The sequence below is a fragment of the Streptomyces achromogenes genome (assembly GCF_030816715.1).
GTDB classification, from domain to species: Bacteria; Actinomycetota; Actinomycetes; order Streptomycetales; family Streptomycetaceae; genus Streptomyces; species Streptomyces achromogenes_A.
The window spans coordinates 6,891,548-6,908,307 of record NZ_JAUSYH010000001.1 but is presented as its reverse complement, the minus strand read 5'-3'; the positions used below and the strand labels follow the sequence as shown (position 1 = coordinate 6,908,307).

The 16,760-nt window shown below is 73.5% G+C and carries 14 protein-coding genes and 1 pseudogene; 4 read left to right on the top strand and 11 right to left on the bottom strand.

All coding sequences use genetic code 11. The features are described 5' to 3' along the window. Positions 1–511: 511 nt before the first annotated feature. From QF032_RS30795 to QF032_RS30780, 4 genes are all read right to left on the bottom strand, one after another. Positions 512–3,355 carry a DEAD/DEAH box helicase gene (locus tag QF032_RS30795; RefSeq protein ID WP_307060429.1) on the bottom strand — a complete coding sequence of 948 codons (2,844 nt, stop codon included), beginning with the start codon at positions 3,353–3,355 and terminating at the stop codon, positions 512–514. A gap of 144 nt (positions 3,356–3,499) precedes the next feature. After that, entirely contained in the window at positions 3,500–4,093 is a 594-nt protein-coding gene (locus QF032_RS30790; protein ID WP_307058328.1) for a sugar kinase, read from the bottom strand. 215 nt (positions 4,094–4,308) lie between these two features. Beyond that, positions 4,309–5,457 carry an ROK family glucokinase gene (locus tag QF032_RS30785; protein ID WP_057576113.1) on the bottom strand — a complete coding sequence of 383 codons (1,149 nt, stop codon included), beginning with the start codon at positions 5,455–5,457 and terminating at the stop codon, positions 4,309–4,311. A 313-nt stretch (positions 5,458–5,770) separates the two neighbouring features. Continuing rightward, the gene (locus QF032_RS30780) at positions 5,771–6,508 is read right to left on the bottom strand and encodes a GntR family transcriptional regulator (protein WP_306955887.1); all 738 of its coding nucleotides are present in this window, start codon (positions 6,506–6,508) and stop codon (positions 5,771–5,773) included. Positions 6,509–6,637: 129 nt separating this feature from the next. On the opposite strand from QF032_RS30780, the gene QF032_RS30775 reads away from it, so the two are divergent. Continuing rightward, the gene (locus tag QF032_RS30775) at positions 6,638–7,654 is read left to right on the top strand and encodes a Gfo/Idh/MocA family protein (RefSeq protein ID WP_307058326.1); all 1,017 of its coding nucleotides are present in this window, start codon (positions 6,638–6,640) and stop codon (positions 7,652–7,654) included. 92 nt (positions 7,655–7,746) lie between these two features. Here QF032_RS30775 and QF032_RS30770 read toward each other — a convergent pair. The 4 genes and pseudogenes from QF032_RS30770 to allB all read right to left on the bottom strand — a co-directional run. Beyond that, a pseudogene (locus QF032_RS30770) lies at positions 7,747–7,858 on the bottom strand (DNA-binding response regulator); the annotation flags it as partial. A gap of 68 nt (positions 7,859–7,926) precedes the next feature. Next, positions 7,927–8,742 (bottom strand): AIM24 family protein, encoded by an 816-nt coding sequence (locus QF032_RS30765; protein ID WP_307058325.1) that lies wholly within the window; start codon positions 8,740–8,742, stop codon positions 7,927–7,929. A gap of 72 nt (positions 8,743–8,814) precedes the next feature. After that, positions 8,815–9,930, bottom strand: coding sequence for an allantoicase (gene alc / locus QF032_RS30760; protein WP_307058322.1), 1,116 nt, complete (start codon positions 9,928–9,930; stop codon positions 8,815–8,817). Positions 9,931–10,045: 115 nt separating this feature from the next. Next, positions 10,046–11,383: an allantoinase AllB gene (gene allB, locus QF032_RS30755; protein WP_307058320.1), complete on the bottom strand. Its 1,338-nt coding sequence runs from the start codon at positions 11,381–11,383 to the stop codon at positions 10,046–10,048. 276 nt (positions 11,384–11,659) lie between these two features. Here allB and QF032_RS30750 point away from each other — a divergent pair, with 276 nt between their 5' ends. Continuing rightward, entirely contained in the window at positions 11,660–12,460 is an 801-nt protein-coding gene (locus QF032_RS30750; protein ID WP_306948338.1) for an IclR family transcriptional regulator, read from the top strand. A 47-nt stretch (positions 12,461–12,507) separates the two neighbouring features. Here QF032_RS30750 and QF032_RS30745 read toward each other — a convergent pair whose 3' ends face one another. Then, the gene (locus QF032_RS30745) at positions 12,508–12,795 is read right to left on the bottom strand and encodes a DUF5955 family protein (protein WP_306948339.1); all 288 of its coding nucleotides are present in this window, start codon (positions 12,793–12,795) and stop codon (positions 12,508–12,510) included. A 217-nt stretch (positions 12,796–13,012) separates the two neighbouring features. Here QF032_RS30745 and QF032_RS30740 point away from each other — a divergent pair, with 217 nt between their 5' ends. Together QF032_RS30740 and aceB are read left to right on the top strand one after the other, a co-directional pair. Continuing rightward, entirely contained in the window at positions 13,013–13,747 is a 735-nt protein-coding gene (locus QF032_RS30740; protein ID WP_307047000.1) for a nucleotidyltransferase family protein, read from the top strand. A gap of 183 nt (positions 13,748–13,930) precedes the next feature. After that, entirely contained in the window at positions 13,931–15,556 is a 1,626-nt protein-coding gene (gene aceB / locus QF032_RS30735) for a malate synthase A (protein WP_307058318.1), read from the top strand. Position 15,557: 1 nt separating this feature from the next. Here the strand turns inward: aceB and QF032_RS30730 are convergent, their stop codons facing one another. Beyond that, complete coding sequence (locus tag QF032_RS30730) at positions 15,558–15,830, bottom strand: SelT/SelW/SelH family protein (protein WP_307046997.1); 273 nt, start codon at positions 15,828–15,830, stop codon at positions 15,558–15,560. Beyond that, positions 15,827–16,741, bottom strand: coding sequence for a HipA family kinase (locus QF032_RS30725; protein ID WP_307046995.1), 915 nt, complete (start codon positions 16,739–16,741; stop codon positions 15,827–15,829). Before QF032_RS30725 ends, QF032_RS30730 begins: the two co-directional genes overlap by 4 nt. Between the last annotated feature and the right edge of the window lie 19 nt (positions 16,742–16,760).

Below are 16,760 nucleotides of genomic sequence, written 5' to 3'. Positions count from 1 at the left end.
AGGCCATCGGCAGAGTCGGGCGCGGCCGCAGTACTGCCGCCGGGCGCGGAACCCGAACCGGCCTCGGGGCGCGGGGACCAAGCCCCGAGGCGCGGGCCGGCCACCGGAACGGCGTCGGCCCCGGAGTCGGCGCCTGGGTGGGCGCCGGCCGCAGCCACCGGACCGGCCACCGCAGCCACCGGACCGGCGTCGCCCACGGAACCGGGATCGTCGACGAGGCCGGCGTCACCTGCGGAATCCGGGTCGGACAGGGTGGGAGGGGGCTGCGCGGCGCGGCGCAGGGCCGCGCGGGCGGCGTCGGCCGGCCGAGGGGCGGCGGGGGCCGCAGAGCGGTCGGGGCGGGTGGGGCGGTCGGGGGTGTCAGGGCGGTCGGGCCGATCCGCCCGCCGCTCGGGGCGCTCCTCCGGCGCGGGCTGCTGCGCCGTCTGCTCCTGCCGGAGCCGCTCCCGGGCCGCCCGCAGGGCTCGGCGTGCCTCGTCGGCCGGCCCGGCGCCCTTGCGCGGTTCGCTCATCACGCCTCCCTCCGCAGCCTGACCAGGTCGGTGAGTTCACGGTCCGTGAGTTCGGTCAGGGCCGACTCGCCGGAGCCGAGGATCGCGTCCGCCAGGGCCCGCTTGACCTGGAGCATCTCGGCGATGCGGTCCTCGACCGTGCCCTCGGTGATGAGGCGGTGCACCTGGACCGGCTGGGTCTGGCCGATGCGGTAGGCGCGGTCGGTGGCCTGTTCCTCCACCGCCGGGTTCCACCACCGGTCGAAGTGCACGACATGCCCCGCGCGCGTCAGGTTGAGGCCGGTGCCGGCGGCCTTCAGGGACAGCACGAGGACCGGGGTCGCGCCGCTCTGGAAGCGGTCCACCATCCGTTCCCGTTCCGGCACCGGGGTCCCGCCGTGCAGCAGGTCGACGGGGACGGCGCGGGCGGTGAGGTGGGCGGTGATCAGCCGGGCCATGCCGACGTACTGGGTGAAGACGAGGGCCGAGCCGTCCTCCGCGAGAAGGGTGTCCAACAGCTCGTCCAGCAGGGCGAGTTTGCCGGAGCGGGCGGCCAGGGCGTCACCGACGGCGGCGCCGGCCTCCTTGAGGTAGAGGGCGGGGTGGTCGCAGATCTGCTTCAACGCGCCGAGGAGCTTCAGCACCAGGCCGCGGCGGGCGATGCCGTCCGCCGTCTCGATGGCCAGCAGGGACTCACGGACCACCGCCTCGTAGAGGGCGGCCTGTTCGCGGGTGAGCGGGACCGGGTGGTCGGTCTCCGTCTTGGGCGGCAGTTCGGGCACGATGCCGGGGTCGGACTTCTTGCGGCGCAGGAGGAACGGCCGGACCAGCCGGGCGAGACGCTCCACCGCCTGGTCGTCCTCGCCGTTCTCCACCGCGCGCGCGTGCCGGGCGCGGAAGGACTTCAGGGGGCCGAGGAGCCCGGGTGTCGTCCAGTCGAGCAGCGCCCAGAGCTCGGACAGGTTGTTCTCGACGGGGGTGCCGGTCAGCGCCACGCGTGCGGGGGTCGGGATGGTGCGCAGTGCCTTCGCCGTCGCCGAGTAGGGGTTCTTCACGTGCTGCGCCTCGTCCGCGACGACCATGCCCCAGGGCTGTCCGGCCAGTGTCGGGGCCGCCGCGCGCATCGTGCCGTACGTGGTGAGGACGAAGCCGCCGGACAGCCCCGCCAGGCTGCGGTCGGGGCCGTGGAAGCGGCGGACGGGCACCCCGGGCGCGAAGCGGTTGATCTCGCGCTGCCAGTTGCCCAGCAGGGAGGCCGGACAGACCACCAGCGTGGGCTCGCTGCGGGCGCGCTTCAGATGCAGGGCGATGACGGTGATCGTCTTGCCGAGGCCCATGTCGTCGGCGAGGCAGCCGCCGAGACCGAGGGAGGTCATGAGGTCCAGCCAGGCCAGGCCGCGCAGCTGGTAGTCGCGCAGGACGGCGTGGAGGCCTGCGGGCGGCTCGGCGGGCCGCACCCCGGCGGTGAGCCGGTCGCGCAGGGCGGCCAGGGCGCCGACCGGAACCGCCTCGACGGTCTCGCCGTCGACCTCGGCCACGCCGGAGAGGGCGACGGACAGGGCGTCGACCGGGTCCAGCAGGCCCAGTTCGCGTTTGCGGGCCTTGCGCACCAGCGCCGGATCGACCAGCACCCACTGGTCGCGCAGCCGCACCACCGGGCGGTGGGCCTCCGCCAGCGCGTCCATCTCGGCCTCGCTGAGCGGGTCGCCGCCGATCGCCAGCTGCCAGCGGAACTGCAGCAGTTCCTCGCCCTCGAAGAAGCTCCCGCCGTCGGTCGCGGAGCCGGGGGCGGGGCGGACCACGGCGGCCGCGCTGAGGTCCTGTGCGAGGTCCCGGGGCCAGTGCACGGCGACCCCGGCCGCGGCGAGCCGGGTGGCGGCCACGCCGAGCAGATCGCCCAGCTCGTCCTCGGAGAGGGCCAGGACGTCCGGCGCGTCCTGTTCGGCGAGCCGGGCGAGCGGCGGCCACACGCGGGCCGCGCGCCGCACGGCAAGGGCCGCGTCCACGCGTGCGCGTGCCCCGAAGGCCGCGTCGGTCTCGCCCGCCCACAGCGCCGCCGCGTCCGCCACCAAGGTCGGGTCGGCGAGGCTGTGCACCTGGACGATCGCCGCGCCCGCGCTGCGCACCCGCGCCCCGCCGTGGCCGTCATTGCCGGCGTCGAACATGTCGAACGCCGACAGGTCGAGGCGGAGCGAGATCCGCACCCCGGCGTCCATGCCGGCGGCGACCTCCGCGGCCCAGTCGTGGGCGCCGGGCAGCCGCTGGGGGCGGCGGTCCGCGAACGGCTTCCCGCAGGCGTGCGGCGCGGCCGGGGTGCGGGGCAGGGTGTCCGCCACCGCGTCGAGGAAGGCGCGCATCAGGGGTTCGGGCCGGGGCAGCAGGAGCGGCCCGGAGCCGGGGAGCGGCACGGCGTGGCCCTCGGGCGGGAGGGCGGCGGCGACCGCGCGCAGATGCGCGATGTCCTCCGGGTCCAGTGGGCCCGCGCGCCAGGCGTCGTGTCCGGCGGGGGTGAGGCCGGGCAGGAGGCGGCCCCGGGCGGCGAGCCGCAGCGCGTGCAGCGCGGCCGCGCCCCAGCAGGCGGTCGCCGGGTGGGCGGCGGGGTCGCTGCGGGCGCGCACGAGGAGCGGGAGCGCCGTGTCGAGCGGCAGCGACAGGGCCGGGGTCTGCCTGCGGCGGATCGTGGCGCCCTGGCGCCGGACGACGGTGAGCTCCGTGTGCTGCGTCGCGGCGGGCAGCGCGTCGCCGGCCGGGTCCCAGAAGGCGACGCGGCCCTCGCGCGGGAGGGGTGCGGGCAGGAAGACGGCGGCGAGCCGCACGCAGAAGGAGACGGAACCGGGTTCGGCAGCCGCCGTCCCGTCGGTCATGACGCTCATGCCGGGTGTCCACCTCCCGCCCCTCTGTCGGATCAGTCGTCTTCGACTCTACGGGCGGGGTCTGACAATCGGCCCCGGACGGCCGGCCACCCCGTCGGGTCCGGCCGGGGCGCCGAGCGGAGCCCGGGAGCCGGGTCAGGGGACCGTGCGGGAGACGACGTACACGAACGGGAAGACCGCGTTTCCGGTGTTCACGACGATGTCCAGCGTGGGCTGCGGGTTCTTCCGCTCGAGGACGATGCCGAAGTCGTCTCCCGGACGCGAGCCGGGGCCGCTGAACTTCCAGCCGGTGATCTCCTGGTCGCGGTCGCTGATGACGATGTCGCCCTTCTTCAGGTCGTCGCGGCCGACACCGATCTCCGCGAGGAACTGGTCGAGGCCGGCGTGCGTGGTCTGGAACTGCACATAGAGCCGGCTGGTCTTCCAGTTGTTGGTCTCGTAGTAGGCGACCTTGTTGGCGGGGTGCGGGACCGGCACCTGGTACAGGCGGCGCTGCACCTTCGAGGGCCAGCCCTCGGTCAGCCCGGTCGCGGAGTACTTGTCCTCCTTGTCCTTGCCGCTGCTGCGGCTCTGGTTTGCGGAGATCACCAGGTAGCCGGCCGGGACGCCGATGAGCAGCACGATGATCAGCAGGGTGAGCGCCCTGCGGCGGATCATGTGCCGGCGGTCCTCCGGCGGGCGGGGCGGCTCGCCGGAGGACGCGGCCTGGCGGGGCAGCGGTGCGCTCATGCGGTGTCCGAGGTCGGGCGGGGCGGTGGCGGTACCGGGGTCATGCGATGTCCTGGGCGGAGGGCGGCACAGCCGTCAGGCCGTGGCTCGGGCGGAGGGCGACACGGACGTCACGCCGTGTCCCGGACGGGGGACGGCACGGACGTCACGCCGGGTCCCGGACGGGGGACGACACGGACGTCACGCCGTGTCCCGGACAGGGGACGGCACGGACGTCACGCCGTGTCCTGGGTGCGGCGGGCCGCCTCCGTGAACCGTTCGAAGCGCTCGTAGCGCTCCACGCGGCGGCGCTTGGCGCGCCGGAAGCGGCGGGCCACCAGACGGGCCAGGTCCGCGGCGCCGACCATGCCGGCCTCGGGGCCGAGCTGGGCGCGCACGATCCGGGCCTCGGGGCGGTAGCCGCGCCCGGTGAGCTGGCGCTTGAACGCGTCCCGCGCGGGACTGATCAGCAGGTCGTCGGCGGCCGAGACGCCACCGCCGATCACGAAGCAGGAGGGGTCGAGGGCGGCGGCGAGGTTGGCGATGCCCACGCCCAGCCACTGGCCGATGTCCTGGAGCAGCTCGATGCACATGGCGTCGCCCTCGCGGGCCAGCTCCGTGATCATGGGGCCGCTGATGTCGCCGATCTGCCCCTTGACGTGCTCGATGATCCCGTAGGCCACCGGTGAGTCGGCGGCGGCCAGCTCCTTGGCCTCCCTGACCAGGGCGTTGCCCGAGCTGTACTGCTCCCAGCAGCCGCGGTTGCCGCACGGGCAGCGGTGGCCGCCGGGCACCACCTGCATATGGCCGAACTCGCCGGCGACGCCGTATTTGCCGCGCTTGACCTGGCCGTCCTCGAGGATCGCGCCGCCGATGCCGGTGCCGAGGGTGATCATGACGAGGTGGTCCTCGCCGCGGCCCGCGCCGAAGCGCCACTCCGCCCAGGCGGCGGTGTTGGCGTCGTTGTCGACGAGGACGGGCACCGCGAGGCGGCCGGAGAGGCGGTCCCTGAGGGGTTCGTTGCGCCAGGACAGATGGGGCGCGAACAGCACACGGTTGCGGTCGGCGTCGACCCAGCCCGCCGCGCCGACGCCGACGGCGTGCACGTCGTGGCGGTCGGACAGGTCGAGGACCAGTTCGACGATCGTGTCCTCCACGACCTTCGGGCTCTTCGACTTGTCCGGCGTCTCGGTGCGGACCTTCTCCAGGATGTTGCCGTCGGCGTCGACGACGCCCGCCATCACCTTGGTGCCGCCGATGTCGATGCCCACGGTGGGCACCCGTGGCGCGGTGAGGTGCGAGCGGCGCTCCCTGGTGCCCACCGTGCGGAGTGCGGGGGCGCGGCGGGAGCCGATGGGGGCGCTGAAGTTGCCGTAGGTGCTCATCGTCGCCGATTCTGCCTCACCCCCACCTCGGGTGCCGAGCCGGGCGACGACGGCGCGCGGCCTTCGCCGACGGCGGACTCCTGGCGACCGCGGGGACGCGGCGACGGGCGGGTGGGCGACGCCGCAGCTCGTGGCGGGGGTCGCCGGGACGGTCCCCGTCGGCTTCCCCGTCGTCGGCGTGCCGGAGTGACGGGGGTCACAGCGTCGTCGACGTCACGCTCTTCACCACGGTGACGCACGCCGCGGCTTCACCGGCGTTCACGCCCGCTGTCGCGTCCGGGGCGCACAGGGCACGCGGGGCGCGCAGGGGCGTTCAGGGGCGCACGAGCAGCTGGAACTCGAAGGAGTAGCGGGTCGGGCGGTAGATGTGGTCGCCGAACTCCACCGCTCGGCCGGTGTCGTCGAAGGTGGTGCGCTGCATGGTCAGCAGCGGGGCGCCCCGCTCCTCGGCGAGCCGCTCCGCCTCGTCCGCGGTGGCGGCGCGGGCGCCGATGGACTGGCGGGCGCTGTGCAGGGTGATCCCGGCGGCCCTCATCAGACGGTACAGGCCGGTGGCCTGGAGCTGTGCGGTGTCGAGGTCGAGCAGACCGGAGGGCAGGTGGTTGCACAGGTACGCCATCGGCTCGCCGTGCGCCAGCCGCAGCCGTTCCACCCGGTGGACGTCGCTGCCCTCGGCCACCCCGAGCGCGGCCGCCACCTCGGCGGACGCCGGCAGCACGGTGTTGACCAGGACCGTCGTCGCCGGACGCTGCCCGGCCGCCTCGAGGTCGTCGAAGAGGCTGCTGAGCTCCAGAGGGCGCTTGACCTGGCTGTGCACGACCTGTGTGCCGACGCCCCGGCGGCGCACCAGGAGCCCCTTGTCCACGAGCGACTGGATCGCCTGGCGGACGGTGGGCCGGGACAGGCCGAGGCGTGCGGCGAGCTCGATCTCGTTGCCCAGCAGGCTGCCGGGGGTGAGCGAGCCGTGCTCGATCGCGGCCTCCAGCTGCTGGGCGAGCTGGAAGTACAACGGCACCGGGGAACTGCGGTCCACACGTAGTTCCAGCTGCACGGTCGGGTCCACTCCTGGTTTCGGCACGGCCCGAGCGTAGCTCCGCGACCGGTTGACGGGAAGTTGTGTAGTTCGATTGTCCGGACATGCGCATTGACAGGGCACTGCCTGCGACGTCACTTTGGTTCCATGCGCATCGGGGTCATCGGGACGGGCCGCATAGGCACCATTCATGCGAACACACTCAGCCGTCACCGCGAGGTCGGATCCCTCATCCTGACGGACGCCGACCACGGGCGGGCCCAGGAGCTCGCGCTGCGGCTGGGCGAGACGGCCGCCCCCGGGGTGGACGAGATCTTCCGCTGGGGCGTGGACGCCGTGGTCATCACGACGGCCACCTCGGCCCACGCCGAACTGATCGGTCGGGCAGCACGCTCCGGGCTCCCGGTCTTCTGCGAGAAGCCGATCGCCCTGGACCTGGCGGGGACCTTACAGGCGATAGCGGAGGTCGAGAACGCCGGAACGATCCTTCAGATGGGCTTCCAGCGCCGCTTCGACGCGGGGTACGCGGGGGCCCGGGAGGCGGTGCGCTCGGGGCGGCTCGGACGGCTGCACACGGTGCGGGCGCTGACCTCCGACGAGTCGGCGCCGCCGGCGGCCTGGCTGCCGGTGTCCGGCGGCATCTACCGCGACGCGCTCATCCACGACTTCGACTGCCTGCGCTGGGTGACCGGGCGCGAGGTGGCGGACGTGTACGCGGCCGGTTCCGACGCCGGTCCGGCGATGTTCCGCGAGGCGGGGGACGTGGACACGGCGGCCGCGGTCCTCACCCTCGACGACGGCACCCTGGCCACCGCGACGGCGACACGGCTGAACGGGGCGGGCTACGACGTCCGCATGGAGCTGGCCGGCGAGCTGGACCAGATCGTCGTGGGCCTGGACGACCGTACGCCGATCGCGTCCACCGAGCCCACCGGTCCGCCGGCCGCGGACAAGCCGTGGACGGGATTCCTGGAACGCTTCGAACCCGCTTACACGGCGGAGCTGAACGCGTTCGTGGACGTCGTCCGCGGGGGCCGCGCCAACCCCTGCGACGGCCGCGAGGCGCTCCAGGCCCTGCGTATCGCCGAGGCCTGCGAGGTGTCCCGCCGAGAACGCCGGGCGGTACGGCTCGCGGAGATCCCGGCGGCGCTCGGGTCGGAGTGAGGAGGCACGCCCCCTCGGGCAGGCGCCGGTCGGACCGTCGCGGCGAAGGGCCGCGGTTCCTGCCGTCGCCCGGAGTCGTTCGCCCTGGATGCGTGGGGTGTCCTTGAGGACGAACACGGCGGCCCCCGCGCGCAGCGCCCGCAGCACCTGTTCGTCGGCGTGGAAGGCGGTGAGCACGACCGGTTCGCCGCCGGGGAGAGCCCGGGATCCGGCTGAGCGGACGTCCCGGCGGCGGCCGTCCGCTCCGTTCGGTTCAGGGACGTCGACCTGGTTCAGCCCGCGTCCGTCGAGAACAGTCCGCCGGTCGGCCCCTGCTTGTCGCCGCCCTGGGCCTTGCGGAGGGCGCCCGCGAGGCTCTCGATGGTGAGGGACTGCAGGATGACGCGGCCACTGCCCTCCAGCGTCGCCAGGGAGAGGCCCTCGCCGCCGAACACCGCGTTCATCATCCCCTGGCGGTCGAGGCCCCCGACGCGCTGGACGCCGTAGCGGATGCCGTCCTCGAAGGCGACCACGCAGCCGGTGTCCACCTCGATGCGGCCTCCGAAGTCGGCCGGATCGAGGTCGATGAAGTTGCCGGCGCCCGCGATGATCACCGTTCCGCGGCCGGTGAACTTCTCCAGGACGAACCCCTCGCCGCCCTTCGTGCCGGTGCGGCCGCCTTGGAAGGCGATGCCGAAGTCGACGGTGGACTCGGCGGCCACGAAGGCGTCCTTCTCGGCGAACCACGCGCGCGTGCCGTCCAGCTCCAGGGCGCGCATCTCACCGGGGAGCACGCCCGCGAAGCCGACGGTGCCCTCGCCGCCCCGCACGCCGAAGTACTGGAACGCCAGTGACTCGCCCGCGAGGGCGCGCTGGCCGACCTGCATGGCGGTGCCCATCGCCTGGCGCAGCATGCCGCCCATGCCGGCCCCGCCCCCGCCGCCCTGCGGCTGCCGGCCGCCGGACGGGCCGCCCAGGCGGGTCTCCATGGTCACGTTCGTCGTCTTGAAGAGGAACTTCCCGGCCTCGCAGTACACGCTCTGGCCGGGCTGCAGGCTGACGACCGCCATCTGCATGGCGCTGCCGACGATCTCTTGCTGAAGGGTCACACCAGAAGAACGCACAGGGCGGAGGAAAGTGTTCCGGTTTGTCCGGATCCGTCCGCGCGGGGCGGGACCCCGTCAGCCGCCCAGCTCCTGGTGGCGGGCGGTGAGGCGGCTCGCGCCCTCCTCCGTCAGCGAGCCGAACAGCCGCAGGCGGGAGATGCCGCCGTCCGGATAGATGTCCACGCGCGCGTGGGTGCCGACCGCGGGTTCCGGCAGGACGAACCGGTGGTTGGTGTCGGGCTGCAGGCGGGTGCGCGGCAGGATCTCCGTCCACGCGCCGGCGTCGCCGTCCTTGACCGACACCGAGGCCCAGCCGGCGCTGTTGCCCTTCAGGTACGCGGTGTCGATCTCCAGCGCGCGGATCCGCGCCTGGGCGGCCAGCCGGTAGCGGATCCAGTCGTTGCCCCGGTCGCGGCGGCGGCGGGTCTCCCAGCCGTCGTCCATCTTGCGGGAGCGGCCCGGCTGGATGGTGTGGACCGCCGGGGAGTAGAAGAGGTCGGAGGCGTCCTCGACCCGGCCGCCGTTCTCCAGGGCGACCACGTCGAAGGCGCCGAGCACGGCCAGCCACCCGGGGTCGGGGACGACCTCGCCGTGGACCCGCAGGCGGGCGATGCCGCCGTCGGGGTGCTGGTTGACCCGCAGGTGCGTGAAACGCTGCTCCGTCGCCACGGGGAAACCGTTCGCCGCGTGACCGCCGACCGGTGTGCGAGGGACCAGCGTCGTCCACTTCACGTCGCCCCCGAGGAGCTCATCGGGCGACGGCGCGCCCGCCACCGACGCGCCCTCGACGGACACCGCCTGCGGGTAGTTGCCGCGGAAGTGGGCCGTGTCGACGACGATGCCCCGGATCACGCCGGGTGCGCCGAGACGGACGAGCGCCCAGTCGTGGTCGTCGGCGGCCGGCCACGGACGGTCGGCGTCGGCGCCGCGGCGACGGCGGGTCTCCCAGCCGTCCATGATCTTGCCCTTGTGCCCGAAGCGCTCCGGGTCGAACTCGGCGGGTCCGGGCAGCAGGAGGTTCTCGCGCTGGGCGAAGAACTCGTCGTTGGCGGCGACGACCGCGCCGCCGAGCCGCCGGTCGGCGAGGTCGACGTACCGGGTGAAGGGAAGGTCGGCGGTGCGGTAGTCCGCGTACGGGTCGCCGCCCCCGTAGGGGTTCGCGTCGCCGGTGAAACTCGTCGTCGCCGTCACGGTGATCAGATCTGCCTTTCGGGAGTCGGCCGGTGCGGGTGCGGGGAGGGCGGTGCGGGTGCGCGGGTCGCTGTGCGGGTGCGGGTGCGGGTGCGGGCGCCCTGTGGCGTCGGCGTCAGGGGCTACGGGTGAGCAGCCGCCCCTTCGGCTCGGTGAACTCGCCTCCGGAGACGATGCGTTCGCCCCGCAGCCAGGTGGACTTCACGACGCCGTGGAGCGTCCGGCCGGCGTACGCCGTGACGCGGTTGCGGTGCTGGAGCGCCGCCGGGTCGACGGTGAAGGTCTCGTCGGGAGCGAGGACGGCGAAGTCGGCGTCGCGGCCCGCCTCGATCGCGCCCTTGCGGTCGAGGCCCACGAGGGCGGCGGTGCGCGTGGACATCCACCGCACGACGTCCTCGAGGCCGTGGCCCCGGCTGCGCGCCTCGGTCCAGACCGCCGCGAGGCTGAGCTGGAGGCCGGAGATGCCGCCCCACGCGGTCGCGAAGTCGCCGGTCTTCAGGTCCGCCGTGGACGGCGAGTGGTCGGTGACCACGCAGTCGATCGTGCCGTCGGCGAGAGCCTGCCACAGCAGGTCCTGGTTGGCGGCTTCGCGGATGGGCGGGCAGCACTTGAACTCGCTGGCCCCGTCGGGTACTTCCTCGGCGGTCAGGGTCAGATAGTGCGGGCAGGTCTCGGCGGTGATCCGGACGCCGTCGGCCTTGGCGGCGGCGATCAGCGGGAGCGCGTCGCTGGAGGAGAGGTGCAGGACGTGCACGCGCGCGTGGAGCCGCCGGGCCTGGGCGACGAGGTGCGCGACGGCGGTGTCCTCGGCGTCGCGCGGGCGGCTGGCGAGGAAGTCGGCGTATCGGGGGCCGCCCCGCTGCGGGGCCGCGGCCAGGTGGTGCGGGTCCTCCGCGTGCACGATCAGCAGGCCGTCGAAGCCGGCGATCTCGGCCAGGGACCGGGCCAGGCCGTCCTGGTCGAGGTGCGGGAACTCGTCCACGCCCGACGGGGAGAGGAACGCCTTGAAACCGAACACCCCGCTCTCGTGCAGGGGCCGCAGGTCCTCGACGTTGCCGGGCAGGGCGCCGCCCCAGAAGCCGACGTCGATGTGCGCCTTGTCGACGGCGACCTCCCGCTTGACGCGCAGGTGGTCGACCGTGGTGGTCGGCGGCAGGGAGTTCAGGGGCATGTCGACGAGCGTGGTGATGCCGCCGGCCGCCGCCGCGCGGGTGGCGGTCCAGAAGCCCTCCCAGTGGGTGCGGCCGGGGTCGTTGACATGCACGTGCGTGTCGACCAGGCCGGGCAGCAGGACGTCGTCGCCGAAGTCCTCCAGACGGGCGCCCCCGGGGACGGGGGCGTCGTGCGGCAGGACGGCCGCGATCGTGCCGCCCGCCACCGCGACCGCCGCGGGGCGCGTCCCCTCGGGGGTGATGACGCGCGTCGAGCGCAGTACCAGTTCGGCCTCGGACACCCGGACCCCTCTCTTCCGTGCACTCCGGTCACCTGCGAGAAACGTACGGAAACTTCCACGCAACGGAATTCAACGTTCTGTTGAAGGAGTCTTCACTCCCGCTCCCACGCCGTCAAGGGCGCACTCCCCCACAGTGCACCCGCCGCCGTCCCTCTGGACGTTTCCACAAAGCGGAATAATAATTCCGTGCAGCAGAACGTAGCTACGCACAAGCCGGGAGTCAACCGACCGACGGGTAGGCTTCAGCCCCGCCCGCCCGTAGCGAAAGGACGCGCCGTGCCGACGTCGAGCGCCAGCACCACCGACTCCGCCAAGTCCGCCGGTGGCGGGGTCCAGTCCCTCGAGCGCGCCTTCGATCTGCTCGAGCGGATGGCCGACGCGGGCGGCGAGGTCGGCCTGAGCGAGCTGTCCGCGAGCAGCGGACTTCCGCTGCCCACCATCCACCGCCTGATGCGCACCCTGGTGGCCTGCGGCTACGTCCGCCAGCAGACCAACCGCCGCTATGCGCTGGGTCCTCGGCTGATCCGGCTGGGGGAGTCGGCCTCCCGGCTGCTGGGCACCTGGGCCCGCCCCTACCTGGCCCGTCTGGTCGAGGAGACGGGCGAGACGGCGAACATGGCGCTGCTCGACGGCGACGAGATCGTGTACGTGGCGCAGGTGCCGTCCAAGCACTCGATGCGGATGTTCACCGAGGTCGGACGCCGGGTCCTGCCGCACTCCACAGGCGTCGGCAAGGCCCTGCTGGCCGGCTTCCCCGACGACGAGGTGCGCGCCCTGCTCGCCCGCACCGGCATGCCCGCCGCCACGGACAAGACGATCACCACGCCGGAGGGCTTCCTCGCGGCGCTGGCGGACGTACGCCAGGCCGGGTTCGCCGTCGACGACAACGAACAGGAGATCGGCGTCCGCTGCCTGGCGGTGTCGGTGCCCGACTCCCCCACCGCCGCGGCCGTCTCCATCTCCGGCCCGGCGGGCCGCGTCACGGAGGAGGCCACGGCGAAGATCGTGCCGGTGCTCCAGCAGGTGGCGGCGGACCTGTCACAGGCGCTGACCAACCCGGGCAACGGGATCGGCTGACCCACGCCGAGCCGCCGCGGTCAGCGGGCAGCCGGCAGCGGCCGGCGTCAGCGGCGCGGGGTCTGCCCGAAGAGCTCCACGGCGCCGCGCACGTCGGCCAGACTGCGGGCCAGGGCGCTCACCGAGCCGATGGCGCCGGCGATCAGCAGCAGGGAGCGGCGTAAGCGGGGGACCTCCGGGGTGCCGTGGGCCGCCATCGCGGCGAGCGCGGCGAGTTCGTCCTCGGCGATGACCCGGTCCGGGAACTCCGCCGGATGCGCGGCGAGTTCGCGGCGAAGCCGGGACACCGCGGTCCGCAGTTCCGCCACCCTGGGATCCTCGTCGCTGCCGGTCACTGCCCTCTGCCCCAAGCTCCGCAACACAGCTCTCCCCCCTCGCACCCCGCCGAGCACGAGTACGCGCCTTCCCGCCCCGCCTCCCCGTGGCGCCGGTCGCACGCCGGGGGACGCGCGGGTCAGTAAACGCCACCCCGTGCCGGGTGCGCCACAGCGCGGACCGAAATTCAGCCTCCGAAGACCCCGCGTCCGACGCCGCGTCAGGTATGCAGGACGCATGACGCACACGCAGGACGAGAGCGCGACCGTCGCCGAGGGCCAGGTCGTGGGCCTGATCCTCGCGGCGGGCGGTGGACGAAGGCTCGGGGGGCGGCCCAAGGCGCTGCTCGAACACCGGGGACGCCCGCTGGTGGAGCACGCGGTGGGCACGCTGCGCGCGGCGGGCTGCGCCCGCGTGCACGTGGTGCTCGGGGCCGCCGCCGACGCCGTACGGGAGCGGGCCCGGCTCGACGGGTGCGTGCTGGTGGACAACCCCGACTGGGCGCAGGGGATGGGCACGTCCCTGCGCGCCGGGCTCGCCTCACTCCCCTGCCCCGCCCCGCCCGCCGGTCCGCCGGCGGGCGCCACGCGGACCGGGGAGGCCGGCGCGCGGACCGGGGAAGGAGACGCACGGACCGGGGAAGGAGACGCGCGGACAAGGGAACGCGGCGCGCGGGCGGCGCTGGTCCTTCTCGTCGACCAGCCCGGCATCGGGCCGCAGGCGGTGGCGCGGGTGCTCGCGGCGTACGAGGGCGAGTCCTCGCTCGTGTCGGCCGCCTATGACGGCGAGCGCGGCCATCCGGTCCTGTTCGGCGCCCGCCACTGGGCGGGCGTCGCCGCGACCGCGACCGGCGACCGGGGGGCGCGCGCCTATCTGAGCGCGCACCGGGAGGCGCTCACGCTCGTCGAGTGCGGTGACGTCGCCCAGCCGTTCGACATCGACACCCCTGAGGATCTCGCGCACCTCGAGTGAGCCCCCCGGCACCGAGCGCCACCTTGCCTCGACCCGGAGATTCTCGACATCAACAAACCATTGAACTTCCACGATGAGGAAACTAGTATCCATTAACCAGAAGGGCTTGGCTCGTCCGGAGCCTCGCTCGCCGTACCCGGTTCGACTGGCACCCGGTGCCACCGCTGAAGGAAGTGACCGCTCATGTCCGCACCAGCGCCGTCCCCGCTGGCCATCGTCGACGCCGAGCCCCTGCCGCGGCAGGAGGAGGTCCTCACCGAGCCGGCCCTCGCCTTCGTGGCCGAACTGCACCGGCGGTTCACACCGCGCCGCGACGAACTCCTCGCCCGCCGCGCGGAGCGCCGCGCCGAGATCGCCCGCACCTGCACGCTCGACTTCCTCCCGGAGACCGCCGCGATCCGCGCGGACGACTCCTGGCGGGTGGCGCCCTCCCCCGCGGCCCTGGACGACCGCCGGGTCGAGATCACCGGCCCCACCGACCGCAAGATGACGATCAACGCCCTCAACTCCGGGGCCCGGGTCTGGCTCGCCGACTTCGAGGACGCGTCTGCGCCGACCTGGGAGAACGTCGTCCTCGGTCAGGTCAACCTGGCCGACGCCTACACCCGCTCCATCGACTTCACCGACCCGGTGTCCGGCAAGTCGTACGCGCTGAAGGAGAACAGCGAGCTCGCAACCGTCGTGATGCGGCCGCGCGGCTGGCACCTCGACGAGCGTCACCTCGTCGACGCCGAGGGCCGCGCCGTGCCCGGCGCCCTCGTCGACTTCGGCCTCTACTTCTTCCACAATGCCCGGCGTCTCCTCGACCTCGGCAAGGGCCCGTACTTCTACCTCCCGAAGACGGAGTCGCACCTGGAGGCCCGCCTCTGGAACGACGTGTTCGTCTTCGCGCAGGACCACGTCGGCATCCCGCAGGGCACCGTCCGCGCCACCGTGCTCATCGAGACGATCACGGCCGCCTACGAGATGGAGGAGATCCTCTACGAACTCCGCGACCACGCCTCGGGGTTGAACGCGGGACGCTGGGACTACCTGTTCTCCATCGTCAAGAACTTCCGGGACGGCGGCGCCAGGTTCGTCCTGCCCGATCGCAACGCGGTCACGATGACCGCCCCGTTCATGCGCGCCTACACCGAACTGCTCGTCCGCACCTGCCACCGGCGCGGCGCGCACGCCATCGGAGGCATGGCGGCGTTCATCCCCTCCCGTCGCGACGCCGAGGTCAACAAGGTCGCGTTCGAGAAGGTCAAAGCGGACAAGGACCGCGAGGCGAACGACGGCTTCGACGGCTCCTGGGTGGCCCACCCGGATCTGGTGCCGATCGCCATGGCGTCCTTCGACCGGGTCCTCGGCGACCGGCCGAACCAGAAGGACCGGCTGCGCGAGGACGTCCGCGTCGAGGCCGCCGACCTGATCGCCGTCGACTCGCTCGATGCCAGGCCCACCTACCCGGGACTGGTCAACGCCGTGCAGGTGGGCATCCGTTACATCGAGGCGTGGCTGCGCGGCATGGGCGCGGTGGCCATCTTCAACCTCATGGAGGACGCCGCGACCGCCGAGATCTCCCGCTCGCAGATCTGGCAGTGGATCAACGCCGGGGTGGAGTTCGAGAACGGCGAGAAGGCCACCCCCGAACTGGCCCGGAAGGTCGCCGCCGAGGAACTGGCCGCGATCCGCGAGGAGATCGGCGAGGAGGCCTTCACGGCCGGCCACTGGCAGCAGGCGCACGACCTGCTGCTGACGGTCGCCCTCGACGAGGACTACGCGGACTTCCTCACCCTGCCGGCCTACGAGCAGCTCAGGGGCTGACCTACGGACGGTCCGAGTGGCCCAGGGTCCGCCCCGGGGCCACTCGGTCGCGTACCAGCCGCTTCACCGCCGTGGGCTCCGGGAAGCCCTGCGCGCGGCGGTCCCAGACGACCTCGCCGTCGACGCGGACGACGAACACGCCGCCCGTGCCGGGCTTCAGCGACAGCTGCGCGAGCTCCGCCTCGAAGGTCGTCAGCAACTCCTGCGCCAGCCACGCCGCGCGGGGCAGCCAGCGGCACTGGGTGCAGTACTCGATCTGCACGACGTGGGTCATCCGAGGTGCACCGACCAATCCTGTTCCGCCGCCGGTTCGCCATGCAGGTCGGGGACCTGTTTGAGCCAACTCGGGCGGCCCTGACGGGTCTTCTCCGCACGCCGGGCCTCCTCGGCTGCGCGTTCCTCCCGGGTGGGAAAGCCGGTGGGCAGCCAGGCCGCGGAGGCCTTCACGCGCGCGTGGAGGTAGCGCACGTACGCCTCTCGGACGGCGTCCGGCGTGGCGAAGCCCTCCTCTCCGGCCAGCCAGGCGTCCGGGACCTCCGCCACGATCGCGCGCAGCAGCTCCTCGGTGACCCGGGGGGCGAGCTCGGCGTCGGCCGCGCGGGTGTCGGGGGCGTAGTGGCCTAGGGCGTGGTGGCGGAAGTCGTAGGCCCTCTCCGGTGTCGACGCGTCCCAGCGGTGGTGGAAGACGAGGGCGGCCCCGTGGTCGATCAGCCACAACCGCGGCGGCACGGTCCCGGACGTGGGCCAGACCATCAGGTTGGAACTGTGGACCGTCCGGTCGACGTTGACGGTCAGGGCGTCGAGCCAGACGATCCGGCCGGCCTCCAGCGGGTCCACGGCGAAGGACTCGGCGACCCTCGGGGTGAAGTCCTCCGCTCCCGGCAGCAGGTCCATGCCGAGGTTGACGCCGTGGCTGGCGTCGAGGAGGTCGCGCACCTCCTGGTGCGGTTCGTGCGCCGCGAGCGCCGGGTCGAAGTGCACCAGGACCAGCTCGGGGAAGCGCAGTCCGAGCGCGCGCGCCAGCTCGCCGACGATCACCTCGGCGACCAGCGCCTTGCGGCCCTGCGCGGAGCCGGTGAACTTCACGACGTAGGTGCCGAGGTCGTCGGCCTCGACGACACCGGGCACGGAGCCGCCAGACCTCAGCGGGTTCACGTATCGGACGGCGGTCACTTCGCGCAGCACACCGGTCAGCGTAGTTCAG

Bases quoted from the DNA above. Each gene is read 5' to 3' on its own strand.
- QF032_RS30795 (WP_307060429.1), bottom strand. From the start codon at position 3,355: ATGACCGACGGGACGGCGGCTGCCGAACCCGGTTCCGTCTCCTTCTGC.
- QF032_RS30785 (WP_057576113.1), bottom strand. From the start codon at position 5,457: ATGAGCACCTACGGCAACTTCAGCGCCCCCATCGGCTCCCGCCGCGCC.
- aceB (WP_307058318.1), top strand. From the start codon at position 13,931: ATGTCCGCACCAGCGCCGTCCCCGCTGGCCATCGTCGACGCCGAGCCC.
- QF032_RS30775 (WP_307058326.1), top strand. From the start codon at position 6,638: ATGCGCATCGGGGTCATCGGGACGGGCCGCATAGGCACCATTCATGCG.
- QF032_RS30730 (WP_307046997.1), bottom strand. From the start codon at position 15,830: ATGACCCACGTCGTGCAGATCGAGTACTGCACCCAGTGCCGCTGGCTG.
- QF032_RS30790 (WP_307058328.1), bottom strand. From the start codon at position 4,093: ATGAGCGCACCGCTGCCCCGCCAGGCCGCGTCCTCCGGCGAGCCGCCC.
- QF032_RS30740 (WP_307047000.1), top strand. From the start codon at position 13,013: ATGACGCACACGCAGGACGAGAGCGCGACCGTCGCCGAGGGCCAGGTC.